Source organism: Pseudomonas sp. BP01 (assembly GCF_022760795.1).
Taxonomy (GTDB): domain Bacteria; phylum Pseudomonadota; class Gammaproteobacteria; order Pseudomonadales; family Pseudomonadaceae; genus Aquipseudomonas; species Aquipseudomonas putida_Q.
In genome coordinates, this window is record NZ_JAFBKA010000014.1 from 145,424 (window position 1) to 166,604 (window position 21,181).

The following is a 21,181-nucleotide window of genomic DNA, read 5'->3' on the forward strand; positions in this document are numbered from 1 at the left end:
GGGCGCTTGGCGCCCTCGGATGAAAGGTTAGACACTAATGAGTGGCCTGCAGAATTGATTCGTGCTGTTGAGCACCAGGCCACTATCTGAGGATCAGGACTTCTTCTCGTCCGCGGCCTTGTCGGTCGGCTCGGCGATCAGCTTTTTCAGCTCGTCGCTCATCTGGAACTGCAGGTTCAGGCCTTTAGGCGGGATTGGCTGCATGAACCACTTGTCGTAGCTCTTGTTGACTTCGCCCGACTTGAAGTAGCCCACGATGGCGTCGTCGACCGCCTTCTTGAACGCAGCATCTTCCTTGCGCACCATGCAGCCGTAGATTTCGTACGACTGCGGGGTGCCGGTGATGACCCAGTCGGCTGGCTTGCGCGCCTTGGCCATTTCACCGGCCAGCAGCGCGTCGTCCATCATGAAGGCCACGGCGCGGCCGCTTTCGAGCATGTTGAAGGCTTCACCGTGGTCCTTGGCGGAAATCACGTTCATCTTCATCTGCTTGTCGGCGTTCATCGCCTTGAGGATGCGTTCGGAGGTGGTACCGGCGGTGGTCACCACGTTCTTGCCGGCCAGGTCCGGGAAGTCTTTGTATGCAGGCTGACCGTCCTTGACCTTGGTCAACAGGCGGGTACCGACTTCGAAAATGCCGACCGAGAAGCCGACTTGCTGCTGGCGCTCGACGTTGTTGGTGGTGGAGCCGCACTCAAGGTCGACGGTGCCGTTCTGCACCAGCGGGATGCGGGTCTGGGAGGTGACCAGGTTGTAACGGACCTTGATGTCCGTACCCAGTTGCTTCTTCAGGGCGTCGACGACAGCCAGCTGGATGTCATGCGAGTAGCCCACGGGCTCGGGTTTGCCGGCCAGGTAGGAAAACGGGATGGAGGAGTCGCGGTGGCCCAGGGTGATGGTGCCCGAATCCTTGATCTTCTTCAGGGTGCCAGTCAGTTCTTCGGCCATGGCCGGCGAAGCGATCACAGCGGCCGCGATGGCGGCGCCCAGCAATTGACGAACGATACGCATCAAATTTTCCTCGACGGGTTTGTTTTTTTTATGGAGCCGTTGGCGGACTCTTTCGTTCAACGAATACAGCATGAAGCGATGTGCATTCGGCTTCCAAGTGTAGAGCATGACTCGTGCCAAGCTCTGACAATGATCATAACCCCGCGCAAAGCCTGGGCATGAACCCTGTGTGAAGGTTTTTGAGCATTCTCCTGTTGTCGGATCACCGAACGAGGGGCGGGATTTCGTTCGGCTATCCGAACGAGTGCCGGCGCTCTCAACGTGGCGCGGCAGCATTAAGTAACACCCGTCACGGAAAGCGAACTGATGAGCTTGCGGCTTCATCCTCTGGAGCTCCTGCCGTGTCCGTGATCCCGATTCCTTCCGATTCCGTCGACGCTTTCATTGCCCGCCAGATGGCGGATTGGCTGAAAACGGCCGATGCCGACCTTTTACTGACCTTGCACCGGGCGCTGAGCACCCAGCAGGCAGCAGCCGAACGTGTGAAAAACAGGTTGGCCAGCATACCCAGCCTGGAGGCCTTTGCCACGCAGCTGCTCGAACCGGCATTGCGCGCCGAGGGCTTGGCCGACGTCGATGTGCGCAGCATGCAGGTATACATCGAGGATGATGTGCCGATGCCCAGCGCGGCGCCACGCCTGCATACACCATGGCGCACGGTGTACAGCGTGCAACCTTTACTCACGGCCGCGCTGCACAACTTTCACGAAGCCGATACCGTGCCGTCACTCCTTCGGCGTGCCCACCTGCTGGACGCCCAGGGGCGCACGCTGGCGCTGACGTACGAGGCGTTTGCCCGCTGCTGCAGGCAACTCGACATTGGTGGGCAGTATCAGCAAAAGTTGCGCGCCCAACTGTTTCCGAAAAGCCGGCCGCCCACGCCTGAAAACCTGGTTCGGGAAGCGGTCCAGCGGATGCTTGAGGAGAGCCTGCGGGCGAAGATGGATGTTGCGGTGCGCATGGCCCGCATCAAGTCCGAGCTGGACGAAGTCGACTACCTGCGCTTGTTGCCTGTGGTCGCCGCCAAACCTGTCGTGCCTGCGGTCACTGGCGTTGTCACACCGCGTCAGCTGTACCTGCTGGGCAAGCGTATACATGGGGTGGTCACGCTGGAGGTTCGCGAACACGAGGACGGGCCGCTGGAAGGCATCATCAGCTGGATACCACAGGACCCGCAGCGACCGGTGGCCAGGCACGCTAGCTGGGACGCTTTGTACCGGTGGTTGGCCAAGCGCCTGCGTGCGCCCCACTATCGCTCGTTTTTCCGTCGTTTCATCCGTGAGCGCGACCGGCCGACCTTCATCGCAACCCTTGAGCGCTTGATCGAGGCGAGCCATGGGCAAGCGCCAGCGGTTCTGGATGGACGCAATTTCGCCATCGAGACACCGCTGTTTGTCTACATGCGTGGCTTGCAGGTAGACAAGATGCTCGATGACGCAAGGGTCCTGGCGGTCCCGACCGCTGACGAAACCGCAATGGAGCGCCATCAGCGCCTGGAGGTCCTCAAGAGCGCGGGGCTCGATACGTTGAACCTGGCGGCACTGTTCATTCCGATACTGGGGGAGGTGATGTTCGCCGTGGCAGCGGTGGATGTGGTCAGCGAAGTGTACAAGGGCTATGCGGACTGGCGCATCGGCGACCGTCAGGGGGCGCTCGATCACCTCATGGGCGTGGCGCAGAACCTGGCGGCCGGCGCCGTGGTGGGTGCTGTGCATGCGGGAGTAGGCCGAGCCCTGGAGCGTGTGCCGTTTGTCGATGCACTGAGACCCGTGCACCAGGGCGAGGGCCGTGCGAGGCTGGCGCACTGGCCGCCCTCTGCTCATTACCTGGATGGCGGTGGTGCGCTTTTGCGCAGGTTTGACGGGGCCTTCGCGCTGACGTCTGACCAACGTGCTGAAACGCTCCTGCGTATCACCGGCCTTGACCAGGACCAGTTGCGCCATCTGCACCTGCAAGGGAAGCCCGCACCAGCTCGTCTGCGCGATGCCCATGAGCGCTACGAACTCCACGCATCGGAGCCTCGCCTGCAGGGGCGCGCGTTCGAACGTGAGCTAGCCGCGGGGCAAAGCACGGCATCGGCCGCCGGTGCTTTGCTGATCAAGGTATTCCCCGGTTTGTCGGTGCGTGGCGCCGAAGAGATCATTGCATTGGCCAACGGTGCGCAGATCAAGGCGTTGCTGGAAAGCGGCCGGGTGCCGCTGGCCATGGCCGAGCGTGCCCGTTGGTACTTGCGCGAAAGCCGCGTGGACCGTGCCTTGATGGGATTCGAGCACGAAGGTGCCGTGAATGCCGATACTCAGCGCCTGGTACTGGAATGGATCGCCCACCGGGCACCGTGGCCGGCTTCGGTGCGCATCGAGCTGCGGCTAGGGGAGGCGGGAGGTCGTCTGGTGGCAGCCAGCGGGGACGTCAATGCAGCTGACCTCAGAACCATCATCCACACCGAACAGGGTTATCAATTGGCCGATGCCCACGCCCCGGTACTGGGCCAAGGCCTTTTGCCATGCCTGATCCACACGCTGGATGAAGGGCAGAGGGCCATGCTCAGCGGGCGCCAGCTCACGGCCCACGAACTTGGCGACCGGGTTGCGCGCCTGGCCAGCGCGGATCGGGAGAGGACGGCAAAGTTGATGGGGCTGGCGCCTGTCGCAGAACGTTATAGCCCGCCACAGCGAATCGATAGCCGCGCCGGTTATGCGTTGAGTGGAGGGGGCGAAAGCAGCCGGCGGGCAATCCGTAGCGGCATACATGACATCTTCCCGACCTTGACCGACGCACAGCTGGACGCTTATCTGCGCGACCTGGCAGACCGCGGGGTTGGCCTGTGGGACCACCTCAGCCAGCTCCAGCGGCAGTTGCATGGTTTGCGCGAGGCGCTCGACACCTGGCAACGACAGCGCGTGAGCTTCATGGACGGCCTGCGCCGCCAGCGTGTGGTGAATCAGATCAGGCGCACCTGGCGGCGCAAGACCGCTGGCCTTGCCGGTGACGACTTTTCGCTGCATATCGACGGCGAAGAGGTGGGCAGCCTGCCGAGCTTACCGGCGGGCATCGAGTTTGGCCATGTTCGACGCCTGACGCTGCGCAACATGAGCCTTGAGCAGATTGATGAGGATTTCCTGCGCAGGTTCACTCACCTTCGCGAACTCGACCTGCGCAACAACCAGTTGACTCGTTTGCCCGTTGGCCTGGAGCGCTTGACCGAACTGCGCAGCCTGCGTCTGGCGGGTAACCAGATAATCGTCGATACCCCAGGCAGCCAAAGGCTGGCGAGCCTTTCATTGCTCCAGGTGCTCGATCTGAACTACAACCCGTTGGGCCAGGTGCCTGACCTTTCGGGCTTGCGCCACTTGCGTGAGGTATCGCTGCGCGCTACCGGGCTGCACACCTTGGCAGACGAAGACATGATGCCCTGGCGCGGCCTGGTGGACATGCGTGAGAACCAGATTCGCCAGGTCAACGGGCACCTGCGCACACTGGGCGCGCGACTGCAGCGCCTGTCGCTGCATGACAACCCTCTGGACGAGGCGAGCGAGGCGTCGATTGCCAGTAGCCTCAGTGACTCGCCGGTCCACCGCAGCAGCTCCTACCATCACGCCATTGCTGATGTTGGCGCGCTTGAGGAATGGTTGGGAAGTGCTACCGAGGCGGTACGCACCCGACGCATGCACATCTGGACCCAGCTGAGCGAGGAGCCGCAGTCGGCAGACCTGTTTCGTTTTCTGGCAGATTTCGCCAGCTCCGACGACTTCCTCGACCACCCGCGTTATTACCGGGCAAGGGTATGGCGGATTCTGGAACTGTGCACGGACAACACTGACGTGCGCGAAGCCGTGTTCTGGCAGACCCAGGGGCGCCGGACCTGTGAGGACCGGCTGCTGCTGATCCTCAGTCAGCTGGAAGTCAGGGCGCACATTGCCCTGAATTCGACAGGTGATGGTTCAGTCATGCAGGCGGAGCAGACCTTGTTGCGCCTGGGGCGTTCGCTGTATCGCCTGGATCAGGTGGACAGCATTGCCGCCCGACATATTCAGGACCTTCGCAGGGACCCGTATGCTGCCGTGGATGATATTGAGGTGTACCTCGCCTACCGCGTCAACCTGGCTGACCGGCTTGGGCTGCCGGCGCAACCCGGGCACATGAACTACCCCGAACACAGCCGTGTCACGGCAACCCAGGCAAGGCGTGCGGGGGCTCAAGTGCTGGCTGGAGAGAACATTGAGGTGCTCAGCCGCGCACTGGCTGAGCGCGATTTCTGGCATGAGTATGTGCGCAATCGTTTCCCTGAACGCTTCGAGGCGCTGGCAGCGCCCTTTCATGAGCAGCTGGAGCAGGCCGAGCGCGAGACTGGGGCAGCGGGTGAGCAGCACTATCTGGAACGCGCCGCGGCTTTGATGGCGTCGCTCAATGCCCAGGAACGCGCACTGTACCTGGAACTGGCCCGGGAGGCGTACCAGCGGGAAGCCTGAGGGCGGCGACCGCATGGCGGTCGCCCCGCAGGTTCAGGCAGCGTCGCTGCGGGCGTCGCCTTGAGCCAGGTAATCGGCCAGTGCCCGCTGCTCGCTGGGGCTGGTGAACAGGCCAAGTTTGCTGCGCCGCCACAGGATGTCCTGGGCGGTGACGGCCCATTCGGTTGCGCGCAGGTAGTCGACTTCGCGGGTGAACAAGCCACCACCCATGGCCTGGCCCAGGTCTTCCGGGCCCTGTGCGCCGTCCAGCAGTTGCCAGGTGCGGCTGCCGTAGGTCACCGCCCAACGTTTGGCGATGTCCGCTGCCAGCCATTGATGCCGTGCCAGCAGCGCTTCGACCAATGCCTGGGGCGTGCTCATGTCTTCACCGCCGGGCAATGGTGCGTCGGCAGTCCAGCTTTTGCCCATCTCGCTGAAGAACGGCTTGAGTTCGCTCATGGCCGACTCCGCCAGCTTGCGATAGGTGGTCAGCTTGCCGCCAAACACCGACAGCAATGGCGCCTCGCCAGACGCTGCGCTAAGCGCAAGGGTATAGTCACGGGTGACGGCAGACGGGTTGTCCGATTCATCGTTGCACAGCGGGCGCACGCCGGAGTAGGTGTGCAGGATATCGCCGTGGCTGAGTTGATGATTGAAGTGGGCGTTGACCACCTTCAACAGGTAGTCGGTTTCCTGTTCGGTGATCGCCACCTTGGCAGGGTCGCCGCTGTACTCGCGGTCGGTGGTGCCTATCAGGGTGAAGCGGTCCAGGTAAGGGATGCAGAAGACGATGCGCTGGTCTTCGTTCTGCAGGATGTAGGCATGTTCCCCTTCGTACAGGCGCGGCACGATGATGTGGCTGCCCTGGATCAGGCGGATGCCGTACGGCGCATCGAGCTTGAGGTCGTCCTTGATGAAACTGGCAACCCATGGGCCAGCGGCGTTGACCAGTGCCCGGGCGCGAATGCTCTGCAGGCTGCCATCGGCATGCTGCAACTCGACCTGCCACACGCCGTCCACGCGCTCTGCGCGCAGGCAGCGGGTGCGGGTATGGATGTGCGCGCCGTGCTCACGGGCGGCCATGGCATTGAGCACCACCAGCCGCGCATCGTCCACCGCGCAGTCGGCGTATTCGAAACCGCGCGTGATCGCCGGCTTGAGCGGGTAACCCGCGCCAAAGCGCAGGCTGCGCGAGGCACCAAGGCGCTTGCGTTTGCCCAAGTGGTCATACAGGAACAGGCCGGCGCGGATCATCCAGGCCGGGCGCAGGTGTGGGCGATGTGGCAGGACGAAACGCATCGGTCTGACGATGTGCGGCGCCTTCGCCAGCAGTACCTCACGCTCAGCCAAGGCTTCGCGTACCAGGCGGAACTCGTAGTGTTCCAGGTAGCGCAGGCCACCGTGAATCAGCTTGCTGCTGGCCGATGAGGTGTGCTGGGCCAAGTCGTCCTTTTCGCAAAGGAACACCTTCAGGCCGCGCCCGGCAGCGTCGGCAGCGATGCCCACGCCATTGATGCCACCGCCGATCACGGCGAGGTCATAGCAGTCGGCGAATGGTGGCTGGGACGAAACGGGCTGGGACACGGGCAAGGCCTCCTGGGGGCTGTTCGCATCGAAAGTGAACATTGATGTTCGTTTGCGAAAATACTAGCGCAACAGAACGCCCGTCGCCAGCCAGTCTTTATAGAAAAAACTGATCAGATGACAATAAAGTGAAAATTTTCGAAAATTTCGGCTGTGCGGTCTGAGGTTTGCGGGTGCATGCCACAAATGTTGCGGCAAGCCCCCGCCAGCCCTCAAACCACTTCGAGGCGGATCTTGTACTGGTTCAGCAACTGGGTGAGGGTGGGGGTAGGCGCCTGGTCGGTCACCAGGCAGTCGACCAGGCTGATCGAGCCCAGGCGCACCATGGCGTTGCGCCCGAACTTGCTGGAGTCGGCGGCAAGGATCACTTGCCGGGCATTGGCGATGATCGCCTGGGATACCCGCACTTCCTGGTAGTCGAAGTCGAGCAGGCTGCCGTCCTCATCGATGCCGCTGATACCCACCAGGGCGAAATCGACCTTGAACTGGTTGATGAAGTCGACACTGGCCTGGCCGACCACTCCACCATCACGGCGCACCGTGCCACCCGCCACCAGCACTTCGAAATCGTCCTTGGCCGCCAGGATCGCCGCCACGTGCAGGTTGTTGGTAATGACTTTCAGGTGGCTGTGGTTGAGCAGTGCGCGGGCGATGGATTCGGTGGTGGTGCCGATGTTGATGAACACCGAGGCATTGTCGGGAATCTGCCGGGCCACGGCGTCGGCGATACGCTGCTTTTCATCGCGCATCTGGTCGGCACGCATGGCGTAGGCAGTGTTCTCGATGCTCGAGTCATACGCCGCGCCACCATGGTAACGGCGCAGCAGGTTGAGCTCGGCAAGCTGGTTGATATCTCGACGGATGGTCTGCGGCGTAACGACGAACAGCTGCGCCATTTCTTCGATACTGACGTAACCGCGCTCGCGCACCAGTTCGAGGATTTGTTGTTGGCGGGGGGGCAGATTCATGGGCGGTCCTTTGGGGCAGCCGGACAAATTCTGCAATGATGCCGTAGGAAGGTGATGACGGCCAGTGGACGATTGGGGCCGCGTGGCGGCCCCGATGTGCTTTACGCCTCGTGATCTTCCCAGTCACGGGTACGTTCGACGGCTTTCTTCCAGCCGGCGTACAGCTTCTCTTTTTGCGTTTCATCCAGCTGCGGGCTGAACTCGCGCTCGATGATTGCCTTGTCGCGCAATTCGTCCAGGCCGCTCCAGAAGCCGCAGGCCAGGCCGGCCAGGTAGGCGGCGCCCAAGGCCGTGGTTTCGCGCATTTGCGGGCGCTCTACGCACGTACCGAGGATGTCGGCCTGGAACTGCATGAGGAAGTTGTTGGCCACCGCGCCACCGTCCACACGCAGTTCGGACAGGCGCTGGCCGCAGTCCTGCTGCATGGCATCGAGCACGTCGCGGGTCTGGTAGGCGATCGACTCCAGTGCGGCGCGGATGATGTGGTCCACTTTCACGCCACGGGTCAGGCCGAACAGCGCACCACGGGCGTACGGGTCCCAGTACGGTGCACCCAGGCCGGTGAAGGCCGGTACCAGGTAGACGCCGTTGCTGTCCTTGACCTTGCTGGCGAAGTATTCGGTATCCAGGGCGTCGTTGACGATCTTCAGTTCGTCACGCAGCCACTGCACGGTGGAACCCCCGTTGAACACCGCGCCTTCCAGCGCATAGGCCACCTCGCCGCGCGGGCCGCAGGCGATGGTGGTGAGCAGGCCGTGGGACGACTTGACCGCCTGTTCGCCGGTGTTCATCAGCAGGAAGCAGCCAGTGCCATAGGTATTCTTGGCCTGGCCCGGCTGCACGCACATCTGGCCGAACAGTGCCGACTGTTGGTCACCGGCAATACCGGCGATGGCAATGCCGCTCTTGGTGTGGCCGTACACTTCGGAAGAAGGACGAACCTCGGGTAGCATCTGCCGCGGGATGCCGAGGATCTCCAGCAGCTTGTCGTCCCACTGCAGGCTATGGATGTTGAACATCAGCGTGCGCGAGGCATTGGTGTAGTCGGTGACGTGCACCTTGCCGCCCGAGAACTTCCAGATCAGCCAGGTATCGATGGTGCCGAACAACAGTTCGCCACGTTCGGCGCGTTCGCGGGCGCCCTCGACGTTGTCGAGGATCCACTTCAGTTTGGTGCCGGAGAAGTAAGGGTCGGTGACCAGGCCGGTGGTGTCGCGAATATAGTCTTCATGGCCGTCGCGCTTGAGCTGGGCGCAGATCTCGGTGCTGCGGCGGCACTGCCAGACGATGGCGTTGTAGACCGGGCGGCCGGTTTCCTTGTCCCACACCACGGTGGTTTCGCGTTGGTTGGTGATGCCGATTGCGGCTACCTGGGCATGACTGATGCCTGCCTGTGCCAAGGCCTCGACCATGGTCGCGCTCTGCGTGGCGAAGATCTCCATCGGGTCGTGCTCGACCCAGCCCGCTTGCGGATAGTGCTGGGCGAACTCGCGCTGGGAGGTGCCCACCACATTGGCGTCACGGTCGAAAATGATGGCACGCGAACTGGTGGTGCCCTGGTCCAGGGCGATGATGTAGTTCTTGTCCTGGGTGTCTGTCATGGTCGTAGGCCTTGCAAGAATAGGAGGTCAGGGCTGGGCGGGTTGCCGGCATCAATTGGCTTGAGTATCGCCCTGGCGATTGTCATTTGTCTCAGGGTTCGCGGCAGTTGCCATTGGCAAGTTGCGGGCAATCAGGCCGCGATAGGTCGCGGCACCCAGGCAGGCGCCAAGGATCGGGGCGAACACCGGAACCAGGAAATACGGTATATCCCGACCGCCAGTGAAGGCGATTTCACCCCAACCGGCCAGGAAGGTCATGAGTTTTGGCCCGAAATCGCGGGCAGGGTTCATGGCAAAACCGGTCAGCGGGCCCATGGCGCTGCCGATCACCGCGATCAGCAGGCCGATCAGCAGCGGGGCCATGGCGCCGCGTGGCAGGCCGTTGTTGTCGTCGGTCAGGGCCATGATCACGGCCATCAGGATAGCCGTGATGACGACTTCAACCAGGAATGCCTGGCCGATTGACAGCGACGGGTGTGGGTAGGTGGAGAACACCGAGGCCAGCTCCAGGCTGGCTTCGCTACCGCGCAACATGGCGTGGGCCTGTTCGAAATCGAAGAACAGGTTGCTGTACAGGGTGTACACCAGCGCCGCGCCACAGAACGCGCCGCATACCTGGGCCAGCATGTAGAAGGGCAGCTTGCGCTTGTCGAAACCGGCGAACAGGGTGAGGGCTATGCTCACCGCCGGGTTCAGGTGCGCGCCGGAAATGCCGGCGGTGAGGTAGATCGCCATGCTCACGCCAACACCCCAGATGATGCTGATCTCCCACAGGCCGAAGCTGGCGCCGGCGACTTTGAGTGCGGCAACGCAGCCGGTGCCGAAGAAGATGAGCAGGGCAGTGCCGAGAAACTCGGCCAGGCATTGGCTGGACAGCGTGGGTTGGCGTAGAGCAGTCGTCATGTATGACCTCGTTTTTTTTTTGTTGTGAGGCGCGTGGCGCTCGACAGCAAAGCCCGGTGTCGATCCCCATTGACCCCGGGCAAGTACAGGAAGCGCACCTTAAAAGTGCGCCATTTGTTCAGAAGCGAAAAAATATAGACAAGAAACGCTGATGTCAAAGGTCGAAAGTGAACGACCAGTCACGAAATGGTCGCTAAAATCGGCTGCGGAGCCCCGTACTAGAGGTGCGCGATTGCGGTGCGCTGGCTGGGTTGTGGGATTTGTCCTAAAGTAGCCGCCGAGCCGTCCCCAGACCGGAGCCTTTGCATGACCCCCGCCCTAGACCTGTTGAAGAAGCATCGCGCCGAGCACCGTGTGCACAGCTATGAGCATGACCCCAAGTCGGCGTCTTACGGTCTGGAGGCGGCTGAAAAGCTTGGGCTCGACCCGCAGCAGGTGTTCAAGACCTTGCTGGCCAGCAGCGAGAAGGGGGAGTTGCTGGTGGCGGTGGTGCCTGTTGTGGGCACCCTGGACCTCAAGGCCCTGGCCCATGCTGCCGGGGTAAAGAAATGCGAGATGGCAGACCCGGCGGCAGCGCAGCGGGCTACGGGTTATCTGGTAGGTGGTATCAGTCCGTTGGGGCAGAAGAAGCGCCTGCGTACGTTCATTGACGAATCAGCGCAGAATTTTGCAACCATCCATGTCAGTGCTGGACGGCGTGGGCTGGAAGTGGAGTTGGCGGCGGCGGTGCTGGCCGAGCATACCCAGGGCAAGTTTGCCGGGATCGGCAGAGGCTGAGATCTGGGGCTGCAGCGCGGCCCCAGGGATCTGCAATCAGGTCGCGGAACTGTACCGACGCACGCCATTCTCCTGGCGCGGCAACTGCGCCGCAACGCTACCCGGCACCGGGAACAGCACCAGGTGATCGGCCTTTACCGCAATCCCCACCTCTTCACCGACCTGAAGGTCGTTATGGCTAGGGAAGATCGCTTCCAGCTGGCTGCCGGTCGGCAGTTGCAGGCGGTACAGGGTCGATGCCCCCAGGAAGCTCTTGCCGACGATGTTCGCCTGTAGCGCGCTGCCGGGTGCATGCACGATATCGTCGGGCCGCAGCAGCACGTCTACCGAACTGCCGGGCGCCATGATGTAGGCACGGTTGCCGCGCAGTTCACCCAGCTCGGTATTGACGGCCTCGTGGCTGCTCATCTGCCCACGGATGAAGTACCCCTGGCCAATGAAGCTGGCCACGAACGGCGTCTGTGGTTCGTGGTAAAGGTTGTAGGGCGTGTCCCACTGCTCCAGGCGGCCTTCTTTGAACACACCAACCTGATCGCTGACGGCAAAGGCTTCTTCCTGATCATGGGTAACCAGGATGGCGCTGGTGCCACGGCTTTTGAGGATATCGCGCACCTCATGGCTGAGGCGCCGGCGCAACTCCACGTCAAGGTTGGAGAACGGCTCGTCGAGCAGCAGCAACTGGGGTTCGGGCGCCAGCGCGCGGGCCAGGGCGACCCGTTGCTGCTGGCCCCCAGATAGCTCATGCGGGTACCGCCCGCCCAGGCCGCCCAGCTTGACCAGTTCGAGCATTTCTTCGATGACAGCGGCCTGGCGTGGGTGCTTGGCGATGCCAAAGGCAATGTTCTGTGCCACGGTCAGGTGCGGGAACAGCGCGTAGTCCTGGAACACCATGCCGATGCGGCGCTTTTCCGGGGCCAGGGTGAACCCTGCGCGGGAAATGACTTCGCCGGCCAGCTGGATCTCGCCTTCGTGCACCGGTTCGAAACCGGCAATTGCGCGCAGCGTGGTGGTTTTCCCGCAACCGGATGAGCCCAGCAGGCAACCGATGTCGCCTGCGTTCAGGTGCAGGTTGAGGTTCTGGACGATGCGCTGGTCGCCGTAGCCGCAGGCGAGGTTGCGCAGGTTGAGCAGTAGGGGTTGACTCATGCGTGGTGGTAAGCCGGTTCTACAAGGAATTCGAGAAGCGCCTTCTGTGCATGCAGGCGGTTTTCAGCCTCGTCCCAGGCGACCGAACGTGGGTCGTCGAGCAGGTCCTGGCTGATTTCCTCGCCACGGTGGGCGGGCAGGCAGTGCATGAAGAGGACATCGGGTGCCGCCAGGTCGAGCAGTTCGCGGGTGACCTGGTAAGGCGCGAAATGCGCCAGGCGCCGTGCAGTTTCCTCCTCCTGACCCATGGAAGTCCAGACATCGGTGACCACAAGGTGCGCGTCACGCACGGCTTGCTTGGCATCACGGATGATCTGCACGCGGTCACCGCCCAGCGCCATGAAGCGCTGATCCGGCTCGTAGCCTTCGGGGCAGGCGATGCGCAGCTGGAAATCGAACTGCCTGGCGGCCTCGATATAGGAGTTGCACATGTTGAAGCCGTCGCCGATCCAGGTCACGGTCTTGCCCTGGATAGAGCCGCGGTGCTCGAGGAAGGTCTGCATGTCGGCCAGCAGTTGGCACGGGTGCGACTCGTCGGACAGGCCGTTGATCACCGGCACGCGCGATTTGGCGGCGAACTCGGTCAGGGTGCTGTGGGCGTGGGTACGAATCATCACAACATCGACCATGCTCGACAGCACGATGGCGCTGTCACCGATCGGCTCGCCACGGCCCAGCTGGGTGTCGCGAGGCGACAGGAAAATGGCCTGGCCGCCCAGCTGGATCATGCCGGCCTCGAACGACACCCGGGTACGGGTCGAGGATTTCTCGAAGATCATGCCCAGCACGCGGTTCTTCAGGGGCTCGAACAGCACGCCTCGTTTGCGCAGGTCCTTCAGCTCGATGCCGCGGCGGATCACCCCGAGCAATTCGTCGGTGGTGAAGTCCAGCAGGGAGAGAAAGTGCCTAGCGCTCATGATTGACTACCTTATCTGCAACGGTATGCAGGTCGACCGTATGGTTTTTTTTGACAACGGGAGTGACCTGCGGCGTAAGCCGCACGGGGCGGACGAAAATAGGGAAAGGCGCAATACTATAAGTAAATGTCGCCTGAAGCCAAGGGGGAATCAGCGGCCTGATTGCAAAGGGTGTTGCAAAGGGTGTCTCCACCCGTCGGCCTGTGCTGTTTTTTATTTGCTACACGTGTTGTACAGGGCTTGCTGGCAATTTGGCAAATCGCTGTCGCAAATCGTGTGCCTGATGTCGGAGGATTCACGCGGCGAAGCGCGCTGGTCGGGGGCAGTCGCCGGGCGCATAGTCACTGTTCGACAACAACAAGGCAGAGGCGGCCATGACCAAGACCCTGCATCACCGTGCCTGTCACCTGTGCGAAGCAATCTGCGGGCTGAACATCGAAGTCAGCCATGAAGACGACGGGCGGGCGCTAATCAGCTCGATCAAGGGCGACCCCCAGGACCCGTTCAGCCGTGGCCACGTCTGCCCCAAGGCTGTGGCCTTGCAGGACATCCAGAACGACCCTGACCGCCTGCGCCAGCCCCACAAGCGGGTAGGGGAGCGTTGGCAGGCCATCGGTTGGGACGAGGCCTTTGCTATGGCCGCCGAAAAGTTGTGGGCGGTCCAGCAGGCTCACGGGCGCAATGCCGTGGCGGTTTACCAGGGCAACCCGAGCGTGCACAACTACGGTTTGATGACCCACAGCAACTACTTCCTCGGCCTGCTCAAGACACGCAACCGTTTCTCGGCCACCTCGGTGGATCAGCTGCCACAACACCTGGTCAGCCACCTGATGTATGGCCATGGCCTGCTGCTGCCTATTCCGGATATCGACCACGCCGACTTCATGCTGATTCTTGGCGGCAACCCGCTGGCCTCCAACGGCAGCATCATGACCGTGCCCGATGTGGAAAAGCGCCTCAAGGCTCTGCTTGGCCGGGGCGGGCGCCTGGTGGTGGTGGACCCTCGGCGCAGCGAAACGGCAGCCTTGGCCGATACTCACCTGTTTATCCGTCCGGGTGGTGATGCGGCGCTGTTGTGCGGCGTGCTCAATACCCTGTTCGAGGAGGGCCTGGCGCAAGGTTCGCACTTGCCCATCAACGGCCTGCAGCAGGTGCGCGAAGCGCTTGCACCCCTCAGCGCCGAAGCCATGAGCACGCACTGCGGCATTGCCGCCACGCAGATCCGCCAGCTGGCACGGGACTTCGCTGCGTCAGAAAAGGCCGTGTGCTATGGCCGCATGGGCGTTTCCACCCAAGCCTTCGGCACCCTCTGCCACTGGCTGGTGCAACTGATCAACCTGGTGACCGGCAACCTTGACCGCGAAGGCGGCGCGTTGTGCACCGAGCCTGCTGTCGACCTGGTGGCCACCACCTCGGGCGGTCATTTCAACGCCTGGCAGAGCCGGGTCTCGGGTTTGCCCGAGTACGGTGGCGAGCTGCCCGTGGCGGCCCTGGCCGAGGAGATGCTGACACCTGGCGAAGGGCAGGTACGCGCCTTGGTGACAGTGGCCGGCAACCCGGTGCTGTCCACCCCTAACGGTCGCCAGCTGGATGCGGCCCTGGAAGGCCTGGAATTCATGCTCAGCATCGACCTCTACATCAACGAAACCACTCGGCATGCCGACCTGATCCTGCCTTCCACCTCCTCGCTGGAAAACGACCACTACGACAGCACCTTCAACTTGCTGGCCGTGCGCAACGTCACCCGCTTCAACCGGGCGATCCTGGCCAAGCCGGACGGGGCGCTGCACGACTGGGAAATCTTCGTCGGCCTGGCCCAGGCGTTCGCCAGGCATGCCGAGCTTGAATTGAAACCGACCTGGGCGCCTGCGCAGATGATCGATCTGGCCTTGCGCAAGGGGCGCTATGGTGAAGAAACGCCCTGGCGGCTGTCACTGGCAACGCTGGACGATCACCCACACGGCCTTGACCTCGGGCCTTTACGCAGCAACCTGGCTGCGCGCCTGGCGACTACCAGCAAGGCTGTCGAAGCGGCACCCCAGGTATTGCTGGACGACCTTCACCGCCTGACACAACTGGCACCGCCCGTGCCGGGTGAGCTGCTGCTGATCGGCCGCCGCCACGTGCGCAGCAACAACTCATGGATGCACAATTTCCATCGCCTGGTGAAAGGCAAGCCTCGCCATCAGCTGTTGATGCACCCGCAAGACCTGCAACAGCGACAGTTGCAGGACGGCCAGCGGGTGCGTATCCGCTCCCGCACGGGTGATCTCGAAGTCGAAGTGCAGGCCTGCGAGGACATGATGCCCGGTGTGGTCAGCCTGCCCCATGGCTTCGGTCACGGTCGTCAGGGCGTGCACATGCAGATCGCCCAGGCGCAGCCCGGGGTGAGCGCCAATGACCTGACCGACGAGCGCTTGCGGGACCAGGTTTCCGGCAACGCTGCGCTCAATGGCGTACCCGTGCAGGTGGAGGCCGCATAAGGAACAGCAAGGCCGAGCACGCTGCTCGGCTTTCCGTTACAATGCGCCACCGTGCCGACAACAGCGTCGCAAAGTTAAGCCGAGGTGCTACATGGATATCATCGAAACGATCAAAGAGCAGATTGCCAACAACACCATTCTGCTTTACATGAAAGGCTCGCCGAATGCCCCGCAATGCGGGTTCTCGGCCAAGGCATCGCAAGCTGTGATGGGTTGTGGCGAGAAGTTCGCCTACGTCGACATCCTGCAGAACCCGGAAATCCGTGCCAACCTGCCAAAATATGCCAACTGGCCGACCTTCCCGCAGCTGTGGGTAGCCGGTGAGCTGGTTGGCGGTAGCGACATCATGCTGGAAATGTTCGCCAACGGTGAGCTGCAAACCCTGATCAAGGAAGCGGCTGCCAAGGCCAAGGCCTCTGAAGCCTGATTTCCGGCAAGCATAAAAAAACCCGCTGATCGCGGGTTTTTTTATGGGGCGAATACTTACTCTTCGCCCATCTGCGATTGCAGATAATTTTCGATGCCAATCTTGTCGATCAGACCCAGTTGGGTTTCCAGCCAGTCGATGTGCTCTTCCTCGGATTCGAGGATGTCCTCGAGCATGTCACGCGAGCCAAAGTCGCCAGCGGTTTCGCAGTGGGCGATAGCTGCCTTCAGGTCGGCCAGGCCTTTCTTTTCGAGCTTCAGGTCGCACTCGAGCATTTCCTTGGTGTGTTCGCCGATCAGCAGCTTGCCCAGGTCCTGAACGTTAGGAATGCCTTCGAGAAAGAGAATACGCTTGATCAGTTTGTCAGCGTGCTTCATCTCGTCGATGGATTCTTTGTACTCGTGCTTGCCGAGTTTGTTCAGGCCCCAATCTTCGTACATGCGTGCGTGCAGGAAGTACTGGTTGATCGCGACCAGCTCGTTTCCGAGGATCTTGTTGAGATGCTGGATGACGCTTACGTCGCCTTTCATTTCGGGTTCCTGCCCTGTAGAAGTGTGCCAATACAGTGAAGTTTGAGCCCGATACTTAAGAGTGTCAAACCTAAGTTATTGAATAATAAATGAAAATTAATAGGAATAAGAATGTTTGTGAACCGCGTTGGAGCGCTAACTTGTTGAATTCAAGGCATAAAAAAACCGGACACAGGGTCCGGTTCTTCGAAATAGGGGGGTCAGGCCGCGGTAAATTCCACGGGGTAGGGCAGGGCTGCCTGGCTCACCTGCAGCTCGGTCAGGGTCTCACGGACCACTTCCTTGGCCAGGCAGGCGCATTTGCCACACTGGCTTGCGACATTGGTCGCGGCTCGCACTTCCTTGTAACTGCAGCATCCTTCATAGATCGCATCGCGGATCTGTCCGTCGGTAACGCCGACACAAAGACACACATACATAAGGGCTGACCATCGCTGGTTGAGTCGATGGGTTGGAGCTTAATGTTAATGAGAATGCTTGTCAAAGGACTTTCTGTAAGGGCCGCGCTTGAGCGACCGGTGGTTGCCTGCCTGATGGATTCGGCCTGTCATCAGAAGCCGTGTATGATGGTCGGCCTTTGTTGGATGTCGGGCAAGCCCGTCTGGCCCGGCAAACGGTTTTTCACCCTCATCAGGAGATTACAATGAGCGTACTCGTTGGTAAGAAAGCCCCCGATTTCACCGTTCCAGCCGTGCTGGGCAATGGCGAGATCGTCGACAGCTTCAACCTGGCTTCGGCCATCAAGGGCAAGTACGGCCTGGTGTTCTTCTACCCGCTGGACTTCACCTTCGTCTGCCCGTCCGAGCTGATCGCTCTGGACAACCGCATCCCGGACTTCCAGGCGCGCAACGTCGAAGTGATCGGCGTGTCGATCGACTCGCACTTCACCCACAACGCCTGGCGTAACACCCCGGTCAACAACGGCGGCATCGGTCAGGTGAAGTACACCCTGGCTGCCGACATGACCCACGAAATCTGCAAAGCCTACGACGTAGAGTCCGAAGGCGGCGTGGCCTTCCGTGGCGCCTTCCTGATCGACACCAACGGTGTTGTCCGCTCGCAGATCATCAACGACCTGCCACTGGGCCGCAACATGGACGAGCTGCTGCGCCTGGTTGACGCCCTGCAGTTCCACGAAGAGCACGGCGAAGTCTGCCCTGCCAACTGGAAAAAAGGCGACAAAGGCATGAACGCTTCGCCAGAAGGCGTTGCTGCCTACCTGAGCGAGAACGCCGGCAAGCTGTAATTGCCCCTCGTATAAAAAAACCGGCCTTCGTGGCCGGTTTTTTTATGCCGTTCTGTGCCGGCCTCTTCGCGGGCGCGCCCGCTCCCACCGATTCTCTGCATGCCTGACGGCAAAGGTGAACCTGTGGGAGCGGGCATGCCCGCGAATGCTTTTGCAGATCAATCGTTGAAATCGCGCCAGCCGCCCATCTCTTTCCAGCGGTTGACGATGCCGCAGAACAGCTCGGCCGTCTTCTCGGTGTCATAACGCGCCGAGTGCGCTTCACGCCCGTCGAAGTCGATGTCCGCGCTCTGGCAGGCTCGCGCCAGCACGGTCTGGCCATATGCCAGGCCCGCAAGGGTCGCGGTGTCGAAGCTGGAGAACGGGTGGAACGGGTTGCGCTTCAGGTCGTTGCGCGCCACCGCCGCATTGAGGAAGCCCAGGTCGAAGCTGCTGTTGTGGCCGACCAGGATCGCCCGCTTGCAGCCATTGGCCTTGAGCGCCTTGCGTACACCGCGGAAGATATCCGTCAGCGCGCTTTCCTCGCTGACGGCCATGCGCAGCGGATGGTCCAGCTTTATGCCTGTGAACTCCAGCGCGGCAGCTTCAATGTTGGCTCCCTCGAACGGCTCCACCCGGTGGAAGTAGGTGTGTTCGGGGAACAGGAAGCCTTTCTCGTCCATGCCGATAGTGACGGCGGCAATTTCCAGCAGGGCATCGGTGGCGCTGTTGAAACCACCTGTTTCCACATCCACCACTACCGGCAGGTAGCCGCGGAAGCGCTCGGCCATCGGGTGGCGCGTACCGCTGCTGCCTTGGGCGTCCATGTCGTCTTCGTAGAGGTCTTCGCTCACACGTTTTCCTCCAGCAGGCGCCAGCGCAGTTTTTCACCGGCGCGCAGCGGGATTACGGTCTGCTCGCCAAACGGCAGGCTGTCCGGGGCGGTCCATTCTTCACGCACCAGGGTAATGGTGTCAGTGTTTGCCGGCAGGCCGTAGAAGGCCGGGCCGTGCAGGCTGGCAAAGCCTTCCAGCTTGTCCAGCGCGTTACGCTGTTCGAACGCTTCGGCGTACATTTCGATGGCCGCATAGGCGGTATAGCAACCGGCGCACCCGCAGGCGGCTTCCTTGGCGTGACGGGCGTGCGGTGCCGAGTCGGTGCCCAGGAAGAACTTCGGGTTGCCGCTGGTGGCCGCGTCCAGCAGCGCCACCTGGTGGGTGTTGCGCTTGAGGATCGGCAGGCAGTAGAAGTGCGGGCGAATGCCGCCAACCAGCATGTGGTTGCGGTTGTACAGCAAATGCTGCGCGGTGATGGTCGCGCCAACGTTGGCCGGGGCCTCGGTAACGAACTGCGCGGCATCGCCGGTGGTGATGTGTTCGAACACCACTTTCAGCGTCGGGAAGCGCTCGACCAGACGACGCATGTGCTCGTCGATGAAGCGCTTCTCGCGGTCGAAGACGTCGATCTCGCTACGGGTCACTTCGCCATGCACCAGCAGCGGCATGCCAACTTCCGCCAGCGCCTCAATGGCCGGGAAGATGTTGTCGATGCTGGTCACGCCCGAATCGGAGTTGGTGGTAGCGCCGGCCGGGTACAGTTTGGCGGCGTACACGATGCCGCTGGCCTTGGCCGCGCGGATGTCTTCGGGGCTGGTGCGGTCGGTGAGGTACAGCACCATCAGCGGCTCGAAGCGGCTGCCGGCAGGGCGGGCGGCCAGGATGCGCTCACGATAGGCACCGGCCTCGTCGGCATTACGCACCGGAGGAACCAGGTTAGGCATGATGATGGCACGGGCAAAAGTGCGCGCCACGTCGCCAACGGTGTGGGGCAGGACGGCACCATCGCGCAGATGGATGTGCCAGTCGTCGGGGCGCAGGAGGGTCAGGCGATCGGACATTGGGGATTCCAGGCGGGTCGAACTCAAGCCCCAATGCTACCGGAAAACCCTGGGGCGAGCACGGCTATCAAGTTTTCCGGACGGCGTCCGATAGCCTGCAGGTAAGCCGTCAGAATTTGTGGAGCCGCCCGTGCGCCAGCGTTACCTCACCCTGTTGACCCTGTTCGCCAGCCTGCCGGCCGGCGCACTGACTTTCCAGACGCGCATGGAGAACATTGCCTGGAAGGTCGAGGGGGATCAGTTCGAGTGCCGTCTGATCCAGCCGATAGAAGGTTTCGGCAGCGGTGAGTTTGTACGCCGGGCCGGTGAACAACCCGTGTTCCAGCTACGTTCGGACAGCAACGTACTGGGTGCAGGTACAGCCAGCCTGCTTGCGGCGGCGGCGCCGTGGCAGCCTGGGCGGGGTGATATCAACCTGGGCAACGTACGCATGGCCCGCACCGGTGTGCTGTTCAGTTCCTCCCAAGGCCAGGCCAGCCGCCTGATCAACGGCTTGCTCGACGGGCGAAGCACAGTGGTGCGCAACTACACCGGTGAGGCCGGCAGGCCGATGGAAGTGCGTGTGCTGCCGGTAAGCTTCGCCAGGGCTTACAGCGACTACCAGGCCTGTGCCGGCAAGCTGCTGCCAATGAATTACGACCAGGTGCGCCAGACCCAGGTTGGTTTCCCGGGGGGCGGCACCGAGCTGGACGCGTCGGCGCGTGCAAGGCTCGATGTGATCCTGGATTACATGAAAGCAGACCCGACGGTGAACCACATCGAGCTCGACGGCCATTCCGACAACAGTGGCAACCGCCTGACCAATCGTGACCTGTCGCGCCGTCGCGCGCTGGCGGTGGCTGACTACTTCAAGGCCCACGGTTTGACTGAAGAACAGATCACGGTGCGCTTCCATGGCGAGCAGTACCCGTTGGTGAAGAACAACAGCGCTGCCAACCGGGCGCGCAATCGCCGGGTGAATATTGAACTGGACCGGGTGGCAGTGGTTGAGAAACCCTCGGAAAAACCGGCTGAACGATCGGCGCCTGCCGCCCCGCCCCCAGCACCAGCCAGCCCGGCGGCTGCCGCCCCGCCCCCAGCACCAGCCAGCCCGGCGGCTGCCGCGCCGGGCGCAAAGGCGCCCTGAGATCGGGGTGCCTTCAGGTGTATGGAAAGAGATTGCATCAGGGCTACCAGGCGTTCGCCACAACGTTTTCAGCGCCTATGAGATGCTGAGGCATGCGCCTTGATGCCCCGATACGATCCTGATCCCCGCCCCCTGGAT

General features: G+C 62.0%; 17 protein-coding genes. 6 read left to right on the plus strand and 11 right to left on the minus strand.

Annotation, left to right across the window (positions count from 1 at the left end; all coding sequences use genetic code 11):
- Positions 1–93 precede the first annotated feature (93 nt).
- Positions 94–1,011 carry a glutamate/aspartate ABC transporter substrate-binding protein gene (locus JOY50_RS14850; RefSeq protein WP_132842165.1) on the minus strand — a complete coding sequence of 306 codons (918 nt, stop codon included), beginning with the start codon at positions 1,009–1,011 and terminating at the stop codon, positions 94–96.
- A gap of 341 nt (positions 1,012–1,352) precedes the next feature.
- On the opposite strand from JOY50_RS14850, the gene JOY50_RS14855 reads away from it, so the two are divergent.
- Positions 1,353–5,480 (plus strand): NEL-type E3 ubiquitin ligase domain-containing protein, encoded by a 4,128-nt coding sequence (locus JOY50_RS14855; protein ID WP_132842163.1) that lies wholly within the window; start codon positions 1,353–1,355, stop codon positions 5,478–5,480.
- Positions 5,481–5,513: 33 nt separating this feature from the next.
- On the opposite strand, the gene glpD is transcribed toward JOY50_RS14855, so the two are convergent.
- The 4 genes from glpD to JOY50_RS14875 all read right to left on the minus strand — a co-directional run bounded on the left by glpD (position 5,514) and on the right by JOY50_RS14875 (position 10,515).
- Positions 5,514–7,043 (minus strand): glycerol-3-phosphate dehydrogenase, encoded by a 1,530-nt coding sequence (glpD, locus tag JOY50_RS14860; RefSeq protein WP_192902555.1) that lies wholly within the window; start codon positions 7,041–7,043, stop codon positions 5,514–5,516.
- A gap of 212 nt (positions 7,044–7,255) precedes the next feature.
- Positions 7,256–8,011 (minus strand): DNA-binding transcriptional repressor GlpR, encoded by a 756-nt coding sequence (glpR, locus tag JOY50_RS14865; protein WP_132842159.1) that lies wholly within the window; start codon positions 8,009–8,011, stop codon positions 7,256–7,258.
- 101 nt (positions 8,012–8,112) lie between these two features.
- Positions 8,113–9,612, minus strand: a complete 1,500-nt coding sequence (gene glpK / locus JOY50_RS14870; RefSeq protein ID WP_138737656.1) for a glycerol kinase GlpK — start codon at positions 9,610–9,612, stop codon at positions 8,113–8,115.
- Between the two features lie 51 nt (positions 9,613–9,663).
- A complete protein-coding gene (locus JOY50_RS14875; protein WP_132842154.1) occupies positions 9,664–10,515 on the minus strand; it encodes an MIP/aquaporin family protein in 852 nt (283 codons plus the stop codon).
- 306 nt (positions 10,516–10,821) lie between these two features.
- Between JOY50_RS14875 and ybaK the strand changes: the two genes are divergently transcribed.
- The gene (gene ybaK / locus JOY50_RS14880) at positions 10,822–11,292 is read left to right on the plus strand and encodes a Cys-tRNA(Pro) deacylase (RefSeq protein WP_012273891.1); all 471 of its coding nucleotides are present in this window, start codon (positions 10,822–10,824) and stop codon (positions 11,290–11,292) included.
- A 36-nt stretch (positions 11,293–11,328) separates the two neighbouring features.
- Here ybaK and JOY50_RS14885 read toward each other — a convergent pair whose 3' ends face one another.
- The gene (locus JOY50_RS14885) at positions 11,329–12,438 is read right to left on the minus strand and encodes an ABC transporter ATP-binding protein (protein ID WP_019472060.1); all 1,110 of its coding nucleotides are present in this window, start codon (positions 12,436–12,438) and stop codon (positions 11,329–11,331) included.
- Positions 12,435–13,355 (minus strand): ornithine carbamoyltransferase, encoded by a 921-nt coding sequence (gene argF, locus JOY50_RS14890; protein WP_019472061.1) that lies wholly within the window; start codon positions 13,353–13,355, stop codon positions 12,435–12,437. Before argF ends, JOY50_RS14885 begins: the two co-directional genes overlap by 4 nt.
- A 374-nt stretch (positions 13,356–13,729) precedes the next feature.
- Here argF and JOY50_RS14895 point away from each other — a divergent pair, with 374 nt between their 5' ends.
- Both JOY50_RS14895 and grxD read left to right on the plus strand, forming a co-directional pair.
- Positions 13,730–15,838 (plus strand): molybdopterin-dependent oxidoreductase, encoded by a 2,109-nt coding sequence (locus JOY50_RS14895; RefSeq protein WP_132842152.1) that lies wholly within the window; start codon positions 13,730–13,732, stop codon positions 15,836–15,838.
- A gap of 91 nt (positions 15,839–15,929) precedes the next feature.
- Entirely contained in the window at positions 15,930–16,265 is a 336-nt protein-coding gene (gene grxD, locus JOY50_RS14900) for a Grx4 family monothiol glutaredoxin (RefSeq protein WP_019472063.1), read from the plus strand.
- 56 nt (positions 16,266–16,321) lie between these two features.
- Here the strand turns inward: grxD and bfr are convergent, their stop codons facing one another.
- Positions 16,322–16,795: a bacterioferritin gene (gene bfr / locus JOY50_RS14905; RefSeq protein ID WP_016488782.1), complete on the minus strand. Its 474-nt coding sequence runs from the start codon at positions 16,793–16,795 to the stop codon at positions 16,322–16,324.
- A gap of 200 nt (positions 16,796–16,995) precedes the next feature.
- Positions 16,996–17,214, minus strand: coding sequence for a bacterioferritin-associated ferredoxin (locus JOY50_RS14910; RefSeq protein WP_016488781.1), 219 nt, complete (start codon positions 17,212–17,214; stop codon positions 16,996–16,998).
- 224 nt (positions 17,215–17,438) lie between these two features.
- Between JOY50_RS14910 and JOY50_RS14915 the strand changes: the two genes are divergently transcribed.
- Entirely contained in the window at positions 17,439–18,041 is a 603-nt protein-coding gene (locus tag JOY50_RS14915; RefSeq protein ID WP_012273884.1) for a peroxiredoxin, read from the plus strand.
- Between the two features lie 158 nt (positions 18,042–18,199).
- Here JOY50_RS14915 and rnt read toward each other — a convergent pair whose 3' ends face one another.
- Both rnt and pyrC read right to left on the minus strand, forming a co-directional pair.
- Positions 18,200–18,847: a ribonuclease T gene (rnt, locus tag JOY50_RS14920; RefSeq protein WP_259374970.1), complete on the minus strand. Its 648-nt coding sequence runs from the start codon at positions 18,845–18,847 to the stop codon at positions 18,200–18,202.
- Positions 18,848–18,870: 23 nt separating this feature from the next.
- Positions 18,871–19,917, minus strand: coding sequence for a dihydroorotase (pyrC, locus tag JOY50_RS14925; RefSeq protein WP_138737655.1), 1,047 nt, complete (start codon positions 19,915–19,917; stop codon positions 18,871–18,873).
- A 130-nt stretch (positions 19,918–20,047) separates the two neighbouring features.
- On the opposite strand from pyrC, the gene JOY50_RS14930 reads away from it, so the two are divergent.
- Entirely contained in the window at positions 20,048–21,043 is a 996-nt protein-coding gene (locus tag JOY50_RS14930; protein ID WP_243055462.1) for an OmpA family protein, read from the plus strand.
- Positions 21,044–21,181 lie beyond the last annotated feature (138 nt).